The 15,022-nt window shown below is 37.7% G+C and carries 15 protein-coding genes; 8 read left to right on the top strand and 7 right to left on the bottom strand.

The annotated features are described in order from the left end of the window. Window positions 1–108: 108 nt before the first annotated feature. Window positions 109–234 carry a hypothetical protein gene (locus DBX25_RS21695; RefSeq protein ID WP_276309652.1) on the bottom strand — a complete coding sequence of 42 codons (126 nt, stop codon included), beginning with the start codon at window positions 232–234 and terminating at the stop codon, window positions 109–111. Between the two features lie 240 nt (window positions 235–474). Between DBX25_RS21695 and DBX25_RS20155 the strand changes: the two genes are divergently transcribed. Continuing rightward, window positions 475–2,139: an ATP-binding protein gene (locus DBX25_RS20155; protein ID WP_170110153.1), complete on the top strand. Its 1,665-nt coding sequence runs from the start codon at window positions 475–477 to the stop codon at window positions 2,137–2,139. Between the two features lie 264 nt (window positions 2,140–2,403). On the opposite strand, the gene DBX25_RS20150 is transcribed toward DBX25_RS20155, so the two are convergent. Continuing rightward, window positions 2,404–3,057 (bottom strand): NAD(P)H-dependent oxidoreductase, encoded by a 654-nt coding sequence (locus tag DBX25_RS20150; RefSeq protein WP_157951029.1) that lies wholly within the window; start codon window positions 3,055–3,057, stop codon window positions 2,404–2,406. 351 nt (window positions 3,058–3,408) lie between these two features. Here DBX25_RS20150 and DBX25_RS20145 point away from each other — a divergent pair, with 351 nt between their 5' ends. The 3 genes from DBX25_RS20145 (at window position 3,409) to DBX25_RS20135 (ending at window position 5,940) form a co-directional block, all read left to right on the top strand. After that, window positions 3,409–3,960 (top strand): hypothetical protein, encoded by a 552-nt coding sequence (locus tag DBX25_RS20145; protein ID WP_108672543.1) that lies wholly within the window; start codon window positions 3,409–3,411, stop codon window positions 3,958–3,960. Further along, the gene (locus DBX25_RS20140) at window positions 3,932–5,599 is read left to right on the top strand and encodes a helix-turn-helix domain-containing protein (RefSeq protein WP_108672542.1); all 1,668 of its coding nucleotides are present in this window, start codon (window positions 3,932–3,934) and stop codon (window positions 5,597–5,599) included. Before DBX25_RS20145 ends, DBX25_RS20140 begins: the two co-directional genes overlap by 29 nt. A gap of 194 nt (window positions 5,600–5,793) precedes the next feature. Further along, window positions 5,794–5,940, top strand: a complete 147-nt coding sequence (locus DBX25_RS20135; protein WP_157951028.1) for a hypothetical protein — start codon at window positions 5,794–5,796, stop codon at window positions 5,938–5,940. A gap of 145 nt (window positions 5,941–6,085) precedes the next feature. Here the strand turns inward: DBX25_RS20135 and DBX25_RS20130 are convergent, their stop codons facing one another. The 3 genes from DBX25_RS20130 to DBX25_RS20120 all read right to left on the bottom strand — a co-directional run bounded on the left by DBX25_RS20130 (window position 6,086) and on the right by DBX25_RS20120 (window position 9,258). After that, window positions 6,086–6,457: a VOC family protein gene (locus DBX25_RS20130; protein ID WP_108672540.1), complete on the bottom strand. Its 372-nt coding sequence runs from the start codon at window positions 6,455–6,457 to the stop codon at window positions 6,086–6,088. 169 nt (window positions 6,458–6,626) lie between these two features. Beyond that, window positions 6,627–7,922: an MFS transporter gene (locus tag DBX25_RS20125; protein ID WP_108672539.1), complete on the bottom strand. Its 1,296-nt coding sequence runs from the start codon at window positions 7,920–7,922 to the stop codon at window positions 6,627–6,629. 118 nt (window positions 7,923–8,040) lie between these two features. Beyond that, the gene (locus DBX25_RS20120) at window positions 8,041–9,258 is read right to left on the bottom strand and encodes a methyltransferase domain-containing protein (protein WP_108672538.1); all 1,218 of its coding nucleotides are present in this window, start codon (window positions 9,256–9,258) and stop codon (window positions 8,041–8,043) included. Between the two features lie 220 nt (window positions 9,259–9,478). Here DBX25_RS20120 and DBX25_RS20115 point away from each other — a divergent pair, with 220 nt between their 5' ends. From DBX25_RS20115 to DBX25_RS20105, 3 genes are all read left to right on the top strand, one after another. Further along, the gene (locus DBX25_RS20115) at window positions 9,479–9,928 is read left to right on the top strand and encodes a hypothetical protein (protein WP_108672537.1); all 450 of its coding nucleotides are present in this window, start codon (window positions 9,479–9,481) and stop codon (window positions 9,926–9,928) included. 52 nt (window positions 9,929–9,980) lie between these two features. After that, on the top strand, window positions 9,981–10,214 hold the full coding sequence (locus tag DBX25_RS20110; protein ID WP_240620449.1) for a hypothetical protein: 234 nt from the start codon (window positions 9,981–9,983) through the stop codon (window positions 10,212–10,214). Window positions 10,215–10,380: 166 nt separating this feature from the next. Then, the gene (locus DBX25_RS20105) at window positions 10,381–11,217 is read left to right on the top strand and encodes a hypothetical protein (RefSeq protein WP_108672536.1); all 837 of its coding nucleotides are present in this window, start codon (window positions 10,381–10,383) and stop codon (window positions 11,215–11,217) included. 189 nt (window positions 11,218–11,406) lie between these two features. Here DBX25_RS20105 and DBX25_RS20100 read toward each other — a convergent pair whose 3' ends face one another. Then, complete coding sequence (locus tag DBX25_RS20100; protein ID WP_240620450.1) at window positions 11,407–12,327, bottom strand: helix-turn-helix domain-containing protein; 921 nt, start codon at window positions 12,325–12,327, stop codon at window positions 11,407–11,409. A 688-nt stretch (window positions 12,328–13,015) separates the two neighbouring features. Here DBX25_RS20100 and DBX25_RS20095 point away from each other — a divergent pair. Then, window positions 13,016–13,198, top strand: a complete 183-nt coding sequence (locus DBX25_RS20095; protein WP_108672534.1) for a PspC domain-containing protein — start codon at window positions 13,016–13,018, stop codon at window positions 13,196–13,198. Between the two features lie 263 nt (window positions 13,199–13,461). Here the strand turns inward: DBX25_RS20095 and DBX25_RS20090 are convergent, their stop codons facing one another. Beyond that, window positions 13,462–14,679 (bottom strand): IS110 family RNA-guided transposase, encoded by a 1,218-nt coding sequence (locus DBX25_RS20090; RefSeq protein WP_108672533.1) that lies wholly within the window; start codon window positions 14,677–14,679, stop codon window positions 13,462–13,464. Between the last annotated feature and the right edge of the window lie 343 nt (window positions 14,680–15,022).

Genomic DNA, 15,022 nt, shown 5'->3' with positions numbered 1-15,022 from the left:
TATTTTACCCGCAATCCTATCCAAAAATGACAAAAGACATCGAGAGGGAGGCCTCTCGATGTCTTTTGTCGACAATCTGAAACGTTCAGAATGAACTGAGCGTTTTTGTTAGCTGTTTGGATTGCTACTTTCACGATCCTTCTTTGCTAAATCGGATGCTGTATTCATGGGAATTGGTGCAATGGTGATAATTAATTCATCTACTACATTCTCTTGAATAAAAGAATGTAACAATTCACCTCCACCTATTTTCTCGGGTAGAACCTAATCAGGACATCAACGGCAGGAAAAAGGGACTACACCGAGAATTAAGTTCTAGGAAGGAAACGCCATTGATAATTGCTGAAAGTCTATAGCCATCCTGCATCAAAGGTGTTAATGTTATTGAAATAACTAGTATAGAAGAAACGTGTGTCCTTACTCTCTTCACTCGAAAGATGATAGATGGAGAGACAGAAGGTAAAGGTATTTTGGATGTTACAAGTCATAGGGCAAGGATGGATTGAAGTGGGAATGTTTGAGAGAGCATTGGACGATGTGAATGAAGCAATCATGATGGTGGATGGTTACCTTAAAATCGCCTATGTGAATGGACGTTCCGAGAGGATGTTCGATTTCAAACGGGACGAGGTGTTGGGTCGGAAGATGACGGATGTTATAAATATTCCGGAAGTTACCCGTTATATTCAATGGACTTTGGCCCATCATCAGGAGTCAACAAGTGGAACCATGGAGGTGGAATGGAAAGGGAAACTCCGACACCTCTGTGTGCGGATCAAGTCCATGGAATTGTCTGTGGGTATTCAAGGGGCGACGTGTTTTTTCGAGGATAGGACGGAACAGGTGACTTTGAACGATGAATGGAACTATGAAACGCACAAGTTCAATCGGAAGTTTATCTCCTTATATATGAAGGATCAGTATTATGGACATGTATGGGTTAACCGGGATATCTCACATAGGAAACAGGCTGAAATGAAGGTTGAGCAGGCGAGACAGGACGCGATTCGTGCCAATCAAGCCAAGAACAGGTTCCTTTCCCAAATGAGCCATGAATTACGAACTCCTTTGAATAGCATCGTTGGGTTTTCCCAGATTCTGTTGGATAGCGACGATCATTCCTTGATGATGACGCACAAATCCAAACTAAAGAGAATCCTGAATGCAGGGGTGCACCTCTCCTCTTTGATTAAGGACATGCTGGATTTCTCCTTGATTGAAGTGGGGGACATTCAACTGGATCTAAAACCGGAGCGCTTGAAGCCGATTTTGTCTGATTGTGTTAGGTCGATGCAGAACGAGGCCGAAGAGAGGGAAATGGAGCTTATTCTTCTTCCGTCAGATGATAAACTATCCATAGAATGCGATGCGGTCCGCTTTAAGCAGGTTATGCTAAACCTGATTTCCAATGGCCTTAAGTATAACACTCCAAAGGGGACGGTTACGGTAAGGGCGGTGGAGGAGCGTGATGGAATTAAGGTCTTGGTCAGGGACACAGGTTTGGGGATCTCTAAGGATCTCCAAACACGCATCTTTTCTCCTTTGTTTCGTTCTTCATCTCATAAGGAAATAGAGGGGACCGGTCTTGGTCTCTCCATAGTGGCTGCACTCACTAAAAAAATGGGTGGAGATTATGGGGTGGAAAGCGAGGAAGGAGTAGGCTCCACATTCTGGGTTACATTCCCGAAATCCCAGGTTCCATCAGAGCGTATCGACCGTACACAGGAAGCTGATGCGGATGGAGAAGCTCCAGGGAAGTGTAAAGTTCTGTATATAGAAGACAATCCGGATAATTTGCTTCTTGTAAAGGAAATCGTGAAGTATTCAGGTATGAACATCGACTTGATTCATAGCCAGGATGGCCTCTCCGGTCTTCGGGCTGTGGACGAACATCGTGTGGACTTGATTCTGTTGGACATGAACCTGCCGGACATGTCCGGAGAGGATGTGCTGAAAACCTTGAAGGAGGCGCAACACACCTGTGACATCCCGGTCATCGTCTTAAGTGCCAACGCGCTAAGGGAGCAAAAGGAACGGGCCTATGCGTTAGGGTGCTGCGAATATATCACGAAACCCCTCGATATCAAGTTTTTCATAGAAACCCTGCAGGAGAATCTTAAGCATAATGGGTGGGAATGAGTGTAACAGGGTCGGTACTCAAGGGGCAAAAATGTAACTAGCATCTCTTTCCCTGGAACTTTATTAGTTGAAGTAAAAGAAGTATAAAAAAGTGCTTAGGGCAGACTCTGAGCACTTTTTTTTGATATCACATTTTTAAAATCGTATTATAAGTCCTCAATTTTTGAGAATCGGAACGATCCATAATATTCTCGATTTTTTTGTACTAAAAATTCCTTTCATACCCGTACTGTTTCTATCTATAAGGAGAGGCATCCCAATACCTTACACGTATCCAGGTATTTCATCTTTTAAATGGACGAGTCGTTCCTTCCAAGATTCAAGATGCTGCAATCGTGTTTCCTCATCTGCACCTGCCGGGAACAGAAAGGGTTCTAATACGGTCATTCCACAATAGTATAGCTTCTCGTGTTGAATATTAAACAATCGCTCTTCCATTTTGCCTTTGATTCCGTTTTCTCCATACTCTGAGAGGTCCTCCGCTCCATGAGTCACAGATACGATGGCCTTTTTCCCTTTTAAGTTCCCTTCCTCATATCGACCTGGACCGTACGCAAAGCTATACGAAAATACTCGATCAAACCAGCCCTTTAATATCGCGGGGGAGTCAGTCCACCACATTGGATATTGAAAGATAAGTAAGTCCGCCCAGGTTACTAGTTTTTGTTCTTCGACAATATCCACTGAGAAGGTGTTATTTTTCAAGGCATGGTATTGTTCGGAAATATAATTGAGTCGGTTTGGATTTTTAAGAACAAGAAAATCGTCTTGGTCCGCAATGGCTTTAAATTTTTTTGCGTATAAGTCGGACACTATGACCTGATGACCATTCTGTTCCAAAATTTCTACTGTAAGGTCTTTTATTGCCCCGTTTAACGATTGGCCGTCTGGATGGGCAAATACGATGAGAACTTTCATTTTCATTCCCCTTCAAATGATATAGTAGTTTTTCGCTTTGGTACGTATTTCTATTGTAAGTATTCGATATCCTTCGCTCTGTTCCTTCTTCTACCGTACCCTTAAGTCCAATAAGAAAAGCTGCCAAAATGACAGCAATGTTTTTCATATGAGGAGGAACATATACCTTTATATATAGGGTCAACCAATGTGGCATTGTCGTGCCACCCTTATTGCCAATGGAATCGCTGATTGGAATGGAAAAAAGGCGGTATTAAATCTATGGATTCCCATCACAGGGGAACCCATATTGTTCTTATTCAACCATGATCGCCATAACCTTGTTGACAGATACAACAGAAAATATTCATAATGAAGAGAGAAGAAGAACACGAAAGGATGGGGATGATGGTGTTGGTGGGTGTCACGGAAGCGGGAGAAATTCTAGGATGGGACCGGAGAAAAGTATCCACCTACCATTCAAGAGGTGTCATGCCAAAGCCTGTGGTGAATCTTTCAAGTGGGCCGATTTGGATGAAAAGGCAAATTCAATGCTATAAAGAACAAAAGGAGTTCGACCAGAAGGTCTATTATCATGATGGAATGACTCTTTTTGAGTGCAGGAAGAAAGCGACTCCAGTGCCGGTGAGAATGCCATTAGGGGAGCTGGAAGGAAACGAGGATGGCGTTCTGTTGTTTCATAAGGAGGATTTGACAGGGTTGTCTCAAGAAATCATGAATAATACGCCTATCGCCAAGTTCCTCTCCTACGAAACCGTAAGTTTTTTGCATGGATATAGTTTGATTTCCGAAGAAACGTTCCACTACTTCCAAGAACATTACGTACCGGTGAATCTAAAGATATATGACTTACATAAGGAAGGAGTGAAAACGGATGACCAACATGAACATGAAGACGCTTAAGAAGAAATTCCTCGATTACTCGAAAGAGATATTTTCGGAATATCCGCAAGTCTATGACGAATGGAAGATGGATATGGAATACCTATTATCTTCGGATAGGGAGAATTACCAACCCTCCCAATCGTTAAAGGCATTCATTGTCATCATCGACCGATTGTCCAAGAATCATGACTTTGATCTCCATGACCTAGATAACTGGATCCTTCCCTATGGGGATACTATTCGGGATTTTGTCATTCCTTATATCAAGCCTTTTATGGAAAAAAGGGTCAAGTCCCCCAAATCGAGCAATCGGGAAGTTATCAATAGCCTTTTGAACCAAAGTTTTACAGAATCGGGTTCGGCCCTACTTTTCCATAAGCTTAGGGAAACGATCAGTAAGAACGATTTTGATGTGACGACAAGCGTCCCAACTGCCAAGATTGCAGAACGGGCATTGGAAGCCACCGCTCAGGTCAGGGCAGAAAACCAATTGTTGAAGATGAAGAGCAGTGAGGCGATTGAACAATGGAAAAACCTCACCTCACAGGCGATTTCATCGATGGATGACTTGACCGCGGACATCTTTGACATCATCTCGATACTATGGATGCAACAGGTCACACATAAAGATCAAATGATCCATTTTCATACCGACGATGCCTTGAACTTACGGCAAGTACAGGGAAGGAACCAGGATGTGGATGGGTATCAGACCTCTTACCGAAAAAAAGAGCGAGACGACATCATGAAACGACTGGCCGCTTTGACCACCATCTGGATTAGGATCGAGCGGGAAAATCTAAGGTTTATTAGTGAAGATCAAGAGAAAATCGAAGAAATCGGTCAAGTCCAGTTCAATCCGCTTTTTGTAGTGGACAGTGTGACGGTGGCGTACCGGGGGGAAAACCCGATTGGTATCTATGAGTGTAGCATCCGCCCTGGGGAGCTGCTTTCGAACTTCCTATATGGATCGCAAAAAAGCAGCGGATTATTAGCCATCAAGACGTTGCAATACCACCCGATTAAACAAAAGTATCATAAACGACTTTCTCGTTACCTCTCCTGGCAATGGCGGATCCGCCAAAAGAGTGCGGATTATCTCCGTCCGTATAACATCGGAGGGGAAAAAGGCTTGCTTAAGGTGATGGACCTGGATGTGAACCCTCGTTATGGCTCCAGAATCAAGGAACAGTTCGAGGATATCCTGGACAAGCTTCAAGAAGACGGCATCATCAAAGAATGGTGCTACAAGGATGCTGATTTAGAGGAACAGATTGAACGTGAACGGAACTGGTTCACTAATACGTGGCTGAAGGCGAAGGTTCAAATTATCCCGACCAGTGAAATTACTGGTGATCAAGAAGCCGAGGACACGTTGTTATTGGATCGTGAAAGCTATGATACGGTTAATCTATCGGATTTATTGATGGGCATGACCGAAAAGGAAACGGCAGCCACTAAGGAAGACATCCAAGAAAAGACGGTGTCACCGGAGAGCATGGTGGAAGAACGTAAATCACGTGGAATGAGTCTACAGGAAGCGGCAAAAGAAATGGGAATCTCCCATAGCACCCTGTCCCGCTACGAAAGGAATCTCATTAAGCGGCCGTATACGGATAGCATCGACAAGATGAAGGCATGGTTGAATAAGGAATGAGCACTGATTAACGTGCTCATTTTTTTATTATAAGAAGTCATCCTTCTTATTTTACTAACGGGGTAGGATAGTGTAACACGGAATATATTACTCACTCATATGGTATAATTTTCTAAATGGTATATAAAGGGGAGAAGGAAATGGGGTTTCTAGGAATCTTATCTCCGTTGCTGTTTTTAGGAGGTATTATTTTTTTGATGTACTATCTGCCGTTTTTAGCAAAAGATTCAAAGAAAATAACAGATTCAACTGAAGAAATAAAGAAAAGCTTAAAAATAATTACAAAGCAAAATGAAGAAATCATAAATCTATTAAAGTATAAAAATAATGAAGACGAATAAACAAAGAATCAGCTGTCATTTTGGCAGCTTTTCTTTTTGACTTTGTTAACTAGTATTGTTGTTTTTCAGGGGAAAAATGGGAACGCCTGATTGGGACGTTCCCGTTCTTATTCCGTTAAAGCATCCGTAAATGAAATAAGGTGATTTACCAGTGTACTTGAAGTTTATTCCCATTTGGGTCATAAAAGTGGAAAAAGGTATGACCATTATCTTCTTTAATATCCTCGACCTTAACTTGATTATCAATTAAGTGTTGATGAAATTTAGATAATTCTGGACTTGTAAAGCCAATGCTAAATTCTTGTTTATTATCAATTGTAAAATGTGAAAATGTTTCATCTTCGGTAGGAACTAAGATAAGTAAGAAAGGTCCTTCATTTACTTTTAAAATTGCAAGTTCCTCAGTAATATTTAGTAACTGGAGCCCTAATACATCTCTATACCATTGTGCAGACAGTTCTAAATCTTTTACAGGAATTCTAATATAATGTACTTGTTCAATAAATGATTTACTCATGGCCTTCGCTCCTTTCTTTACTCTGGTATATCAAATAGTTCCCTTTCTACATCCCTTTTTCCTTCCGATTATTGAATTAACCTGACCTTAAACGGAACAATAACCTTCCTATTATTTGGAAAACTCCGGTAACCTGAGTTTGGTATAAAGTATGTGGAGAAATACCATATTAAGCACCTATTTTTTCTGAAGTAATTTCAATGTTTACCTTAGTCGTGGAACGTAAATTGAATAGAAGGAATAGCATTCCACCTGCAATAGGCATGAAATAAGATGGAAGTAAGTTTAACAGAACTCCTGAAGTCAGCATCGCCATAGGAAGCATCGTTTTCCCTATACTAATACCCATGCTGATTACTCTGCCCCTATATTCATCTGGAATCTCCTTTTGCATGAAAAAAGAAATAGGGATATCAATTAACGCTACGATGGTTCCAATAAAGAACATGACCGCGCTGTAAAAAACGATATAAAAGATAGGCTGCAATGGAAAACCTTCTAGCATGACTGGGAATCCTATGATGATCATAAAAATCGATAAGGAAAAACTTAAATACGTTAAGAGAGAGGAATAGGATATTCTTTTAGTGATTTTTTTTACCAGTACAGCCCCTAGGATCATACCCACTGGGAAAGCGGCGTGGATCATACCAAATTCCTTTGAACCTAGTTCAAGAACTGTATTAATGATATAGGGTAATGGAATAGTCACAGCAAAACCGAGAAAGAAATTTAATGTAATTAAGAGGATAAACAAATTCATGATACTCTTTCTTTCTAACAAATAGTGAAATCCATCCTTTATATCTCGAATAATATGAATGTTCCCACCAGAAGACTCTTCATTGGAATGATGCTTGAAAAGCTTAAAATTAATAAACATCATCGAAAATCCGGAAAAGATAAAGGATATGCCATTGATGATAATAAACGTTTTGATATCAAAAATGGCAAACACCATTCCCCCTAGTACTGGCCCCATAATAGTGGCGACTGAATCAATTATTTTACTAATGGAATTCATATTCATTAACCTTTTTTCAGACACCATGTTAGGCTTTGCTGCTTCTAGCCCTACCCCAAAGAAGGTAGTAAACAAAGTCATCAAAAAGGTAGTAGCATAAATAAGAAATAGATGTAATCCCACTATATTACTTAACACATAAACAAAAACTAACAACACTCCGTTAGCCAAGTCCATCGAAACGACGATTGTCTTCTTATTGAATTTATCAGCCATCACTCCGGCAAACGGATTCATTAGAATCATTGGAATAATGCCTAATATGAGGGTAACTGCAAAACTTAACGCCGAGCCTGTTAGCTTTAATACATATAAACCTAACGTAAAATTATAAATAGCGGTACCAAATATCGAAACGGTTTTCCCAGTAGAATAGAGGAATAGGTTTTTTCTTTCATGTCGGTCCTTTTCCCCACTTATACTTATTGGTAATGCGTTCATGAATCATCCACCTCGCTTCACTTCTTTCAAATAAAGTGTAAGTCGTCGGGTGAACCCCATATCAATAGATAGATTTCATGTAATTTTTAATGGAAAAATACAAAAGATAGGGTGAACCCTACCTTTTTCCAAAACACGTATAAGTACAAATCACTTCACCCTGTACAAAGAAATCTTCGTACCTCCCGCCTTTATCCATCGTTTCAGAAGTCCTGTCCTCTAGGATCCTGTACTTTAACGCTCTAATGTTTTTCTGAATTTGATTTATTGAAAAGTTATCTCTATATTTGGGTTCGATTTTGCTTTTATGGCTGAAATTTTCAAAACCAAAATAGGACCCCAATAAATATCCGTCGGGTTTAACTAGGGAATCCACTTGAAGAAGCAAAAACTCCTCATGAGAAAAGCTATAATTGCTTGTCCCCGATTGATCGATGATCATATCGACAGAATGATTCTGTATAGGAATGTCTAGAAAATCTGCACAAATAAAAAGAACCCTTCTTTTGATATCAATCTTTTCAAGCACCCTTTTTAAAAATCGCTGCCGCTCCAAGTTGCGATCCACAGCAATATAGAGGCAATCCTCAGGCAATTCTTGATAAATATTTCGCAGAAAGAATCCCGCTCCTGTTCCTAACTCAAGTAGTATTTTATGGTGCAAATCAACTTGACCCAGCTTTCTTTTTGCCCAGTGAAGTCCTATATTTAGATTTTCTAAAAAAGCTGGGTCGGTTTCTTGAATGTATTCAGGAATATGATTATCAAATGAAATTCCAGCGATAGACTGGAACGGTTTACCGATACATAATATACCCGAATCAATAGAATACTTTTCCCCACAATCGCAGATTAGTTGCCCTTCTAGAATCTGATTCCTACTGATCATTCCATCTTCAAGCGTGAGTGATTCACTACATTTTAAGCATTTCAGTAGATTAAGTACTTTTAAATCAATCCCCATCATTGAGCTAGAATTCGCAGATTTGGCTGATATATCTTCCAATTTCTGCTTTAGTTGGTCTTTACTTTTTACTAAATTATGGATTTCCTGTTCCAACTTCTCGTATTTCTCCAAAAACAGAGATTGATAGTAGGGATCTTTTTCATAATCCGTAAATTTCCCTATTTTTATATAAAGAAAAATCATTTTAATCTCATGTAAACTAAAACCCATCCCCTTATATTCCAAAATAAGCTCTAAATCATTTTGACATCGCTCATCAAAATAATACTGCCCACCCTTCTTTTCGGGCACAATTAATCCTAAATCCATATAGTGTCTAATGGTATCAATACTTAAATGATTCGCTTCCCCAAATTTACCGATTCTCATCGTATCATCACCCGTACAAATTATTTATAAGAAGTAGTTCTTTTTCTGAGTTGAAAAATCCTACATAAATGAGAAATATAAAATAACGACAACTAGGCACCATCCAGAACTTTGGAGGACCGGGCCCTTGTTATTGTTACTACATCAATAAATGGTTTGAAATTATGATGATACTTGAGACGATTTAGAGAAAATCTTGAGAAAAAGAGGAGATATTCAATTGTTTAGGAATGAAAACTCACGTATAACGGACTTGGGTTACACCAAAATTACGAATTCTAAAGAAGTAATAAATCGACTTGTCACTTCGCTTGAATTAGAAAATAAATCACCTTTTCTTTGGGAAGATTTATATGAATTTGTTGAAATATTAGATTTTTATCACGAAAATGAATTAGTCAATTTGTTAATGAATATAAAATCTATTAATTTATATCTCTTTCCTGAAATTACAGTTCCTATGGGTGAAAATGCTTCCTGCTTCACTGTGGGGAACAGGAATGATACAGAGGTCTTTATTCTTTCGGATAAAAGCAAGTTTATAAATGATTTAGACCATTTTTTTGTTGATGACTATTATATCTTTGATGATTCATTTTCTTGGATAATTGCAGTCAGTCATGAAGAACAAGATGAGTTAGGACACAAAGTTATCTATTTAAAAAAGTAAAAAACGTAAAATAAATAAACATGTTTTATTAAACGGGGAGCGGTGATCCAGCATGATTATCGCTCATTATTATGGAAGTTCGATGTATATGATTAATGGTGGAAATGATAAAGAAACACGGAAACTATGGGATGCTATGTTTACATTAGGGCTATTGTCTTTATTAAAGGACAGTCATGACTCACAGATTGATGATAAGAAGTTTAAGCAATTGCTTTTGCAAATTATTATCGGAATAATATTTGCAGCAATATTGTTTTCGATTGGATTTTTGATATTAGACTAAAGGGAGATTGCGGTGATCCAGAAGGATTATCGCTCTATTTAATTGAATAAAGATTAGATGCAGCTATGTAAGTAAAGGGGAGTTTAGTTGAACTAAGGTTTCTGATATTCAGGGTAACATCAGGGGACAATAATCTCTAATATTAGCTAAATAAAGGGGATTATTGATGAAAAAAATAATTGTTCTTACCTTATTGGTATCTGTCATTTTAAATCTTTCACCAATTTTTACTCACGCTGAAAATAAAGAACTTATGAAAATTTTCAAAGAGTTTGTACCACCAAACTCAATACTGATAAGTCCTAATGAACCTAAATCAACTAAACCATACCAGTTATATGACTTTAACCAAGATGGACAAGAAGAGATTATTATTACTTTTGAAATAAAGGCAAAAGAACAACCAATTCCTTCACAATATGGCGTAATAGTATTAAGAAAAGAAAATGAAAGATGGGAAAAGACTTGGGAGACCCAAACACAGGGGGTAGGATTAGATTATTCAGGTGTTATTGATATAACTGGTGATGGTATTAAAGAGTTTCTCTTTGGTGTCACAATTGGTGCTTCAGCAGGAAATAGACTAGGGATTTTTAAATGGAATAATAATTCTTTAAAGATGATAGCAGAAGTTCCGTATCATATGATAGAGCTAATAAGTAATAAGAAAGTTGGTATAGCCGTTTGGCAAAGGTACATTGCAGATACCTATTTTGTTGATGTTTTAACATGGAATGGAGAAAAATTAGTTCTAGATGAAGAACTATACTCTAGTTACTACCCTGCAATTGAAAAATTTTATAACGATAAAATATCAAAAATGAATGCGTGGTTCTATTGGTATACACTTGCAGATGCTCAAATAAAGGCAAATTTATTTGATAAAGCTAGGAATTCTATACAGAAAGGAATTACATTAGCAACCCAATTTTCATTATCTGATGCAGTAGAAAACTTTAAACAATTAAGTGATAAGTTGGATAAAAAGAAAAAATCATATTAAGCTATCGGGGGGCGGTGATCCAGGCGGTTTAATCGCCTTTTTTGTTGAAATCCTATTTGAACGGGTAGTATAACTATAAATAAAATTAACACATTTTATATCAATCACACTACCTTTACTACAGCCTTATCGACTATCATCCAATCAAAAAAGAAGTGAACCAAATAGGTACACCCCTTATGACCTTTTTTATTTAGTGACCATTTCTTTAATCAAATTTTCATCAATAAATGGCATAATAGTTATTACTTCTCTAATCCCATTTTTTGAAATGGCATCTAAAGCCATTTCGTTTAGAAATTCTTTCTCTATAAATGGGGCAATGGATACAAGTGATTGAATTCCATTTGCTTCATAACTTTTTCGAGCACACTCACTTAACACATTATCACTTATAGAGTGAGCGATAGAGGCTAATCCTCTCAAACCATTCAACTCAAATTCTTTCTTTGCACTCTCATCAATCACCTCTTGACTAATGAACGGAACCATCTGTGTTAATCCTTTTGGCCCATTTGTTTCAAGCTCCTGCTTTGCACATTCATCAATCAGTTCCTGAGTGATGAATGGAGCCACGACTGTTAACCCACTCAATCCATGTAACTTAAATTCTTTTTCTGCCCAAGCATTTAGATTTTCTTGGCTGATATATGGTGCAATTGTTGCTAATCCTTTTAGACCCCTAATTTCAAATTCTTTCTTTGCTAACTCATCAATGATATCTTGACTGATGAAAGGTGCTATTAATGCAAGGTCTTTTAAAGATAACTGACCCTCTATTTTTTGATAAACCCTGTCAGCTTGGTCTAATGTAAGGATTGGTGCCACATTAATGAATTCTTCTTTGTCAATTTGCTTTGTCTCCGTAAGGTTTTCATTTTCAACCAGATCTTTGACTAAATTTATTCCTTTACTATCGCATAATAAATCATCTATCGTGACATTAAATACCCGTGCAAGCTCTGGGAGTTTAGAGATATCTGGCATTGTTTCTCCTCGTTCCCAGTTACTAATGGCTTGAAAACTTACCCCTAACAAATCTGCAAGCACCATCTGTGTAATTTTATTTTCCTTTCGCAACTGCACAATTCGTTTTCCTACTTTTTTCATGTCAAACAAATCAATCACCTCTTTTATAAGAATAAAGTAAGTGTAGCTTCTTGTGGGAAGGATTCCTATCAAGTAATACTTGAGTTTTGGAATATGAAAATCAAGTATCGGTTGAATTCGTTGTTTGACGGTTGTTTTTTCTGATATTCTTTTCCATCTGTTTCAGAATATAAAAGAATTTATTGTAGTTTGTGAAAGAAAGTACTTAAACGGGGCTTATCTTATCTAACTAACAATACCAAGTCATTAACTGCGTAGTACAAAAATACTGTTCAGCAGGAATAACTAAAAGGCTGATAGTTATGGTTTCGCTACGTTGTTAATTTATACAAGTTTCTGTCTGGAAGCCCAAAAGCACATTATTACTTTTCAACAAGCGGTGAGTTGATGAAGGAAATCCAATTCACATACAGAATATTACATATATGTTGTTTGTGGCTGGGAGGATTTTTGAAAGTTATCAATGGAATAATAATAGGTTGTGTTTTTAGGTTTAATATTTGGATCAATGTTAGATTCAAATATTACTTGCATGTTTCTAATGATAATAATTGCATTGTTGATTGTTCTTTCTATTCAACTTGAAACACCAATAAAAGCGCTAAAAAAGCTTCAATAAATATACGTTTTTGGAATGGAAAATGTTTTTTAGTTAAGTATAGGGCTATTTAATAAGAGGGGTATCACATTGAATAAGAAATTAAGAAAATCATCAACAGATAGATCTATATCTGGGGTTTGTGGAGGTATAGCTGAGTACTTTGGGATATCTTCTTTTATGGTAAGACTTTTATTTATTATTTTACCTGCTAATTTAGTTATATATATTATTCTAGCAAATACTCTTCCTGATAGCCCTCCGTCATTATAATACACATACTTTATTTTTAAATGATTATTTATGATCTATTAAAGAGAGTAAAGTTACAATAGGCTGACAACTTTATTAATAGTGTTCAAACTGGCGGTGATTCAGAAGGGTTATCGCTTTTTTATTAGTCTTCTATTTCACTACCATGAAAATTCACTTCTGTGAGATTCGAAAAATGGCAATACTTAAATAGACGCAGCTCATTCTACTTTTTAAAAGGGGAGGAGCGTCTGATCTTGGTGTTTATTTACTTGTTTTTTGGATTAGGAAGCTTCTGTTATCGTTACCTTATAGCCTAAGTTTTCTAATCTTCGAACTGAATGACGTACAATGGATACCTGTCTTTGTTTGTCAAAGTAGTCTTCGCCTAAGTCTACATACATTTCTTTTCTAGTTAACAAGTAATATGCAATCCGCAATATCGCATGGGCAACTACAATAGCTGCTCTTTTATTTCCTTTTCGTCCTGCTGTTCGTCGATACAATGCACCAAGATAGTTTTTTGAACCTCTTACAGATTGAGCTGCTTCAGTTAATGCTGATCTTAAATACTTATTTCCTTTTTTAGATTTAGTTGATTTTCTTTTCCCAGCACTTTCGTTATGTCCAGGTACGAGAGCTGCCCATGAACAAAGATGAGCTGCAGTTAGAAATTGGTTTTTAACATCAGCACCGATTTCTGCTAGAATTTGTTCAGCCATTCTTCTGGCGATTCCTGGAATCGAATCTAATCTTACAATTTCTTCTTCATAAGAGTTAACTCGTTCGGCTATCTCTTTATCTAACATTTCAATTTGCTCAGTTAGAAAATCAATGTGAGTTAAGATCGTTTTGAGCATTAAGCGTTGATGTGGGTTAACATAGCCCTGAAGTGCTATTTTAAGTTCTTCTTTTTTCTTTTTCATTGTACGACGAGCGAAGCTTGCTAGTTTTTCAGGGTCATCTTCGCCATCTGCAATTGCTCGAAGCATATCCTTAGATGAAACGCCCATAATATCAGATACAACAGAGCCCAATTTAATATTGGCTCCTTCCAAAACTTTTTGGATCCGATTATGTTGTCTGGCGCGTTCTTCAATAATACTACGGCGGTACCGTACAAGTTCCCGTAATTCTCGTTGATTCCGATCAGGAATGAAACTTGCCTTAAGTAGCCCGTGCCTAAGAAGTTTGGCAATCCATTCTGCATCTTTAACATCTGTTTTGCGTCCTGGGAGAGCCTTCATATGTTGAGCATTCACTACTAAAAACTCAATTCCTTCAGACTCTAATAGGTTAACAATAGGTTTCCAATATACACTTGTGCTTTCCATCGCTACATGAGTACAGTTACTCTCCTTAATCCAATTCACTAACTTTAATAGAAAAACAGTTTTAGTTGAAAACGTTTGAATCTCCTTTCCTTCTGGTGTCATAATGCAAGCAGTGATATTGTCCTTATGGACATCCAAACCACATGCTCTTTCAATGATTACATCCACTGAAATCTTCCTTTCTAGGCTTGTTATTTCGAGGCTGGTGCAACAATCAGAATTAGGATTAATCTACCATGAGTGCTTCCCGTAAGGGAGCGACAGTTTGTGGTGCACCGTGGTTGTTGGAGTCAGACTATAGGATGGGCTCTAAGGCACCATAGTGACTCGACCTTCCTCTTCCAGCCTTAGAAACATTATGGACGGATTCAATACATTTTCATTCTTTGTGGTGAAACGCTGATTTTTGCGTTTCATGGATGGCTATAGGGGCAGCATTCCTGTAATGACTGAAAATGAGATTTGAACAAAAAAATAACCTCTTGGTAGAATGAGAGTGTCCTGAAGCTGG

Origin of the sequence: Peribacillus acanthi, assembly GCF_003073175.1 — a bacterium.
Classification (GTDB): domain Bacteria; phylum Bacillota; class Bacilli; order Bacillales; family DSM-1321; genus Bacillus_BN; species Bacillus_BN acanthi.
The sequence above is the reverse complement of the archived record's forward strand: the minus strand, read 5'-3'. Positions and strand labels throughout refer to the sequence as shown.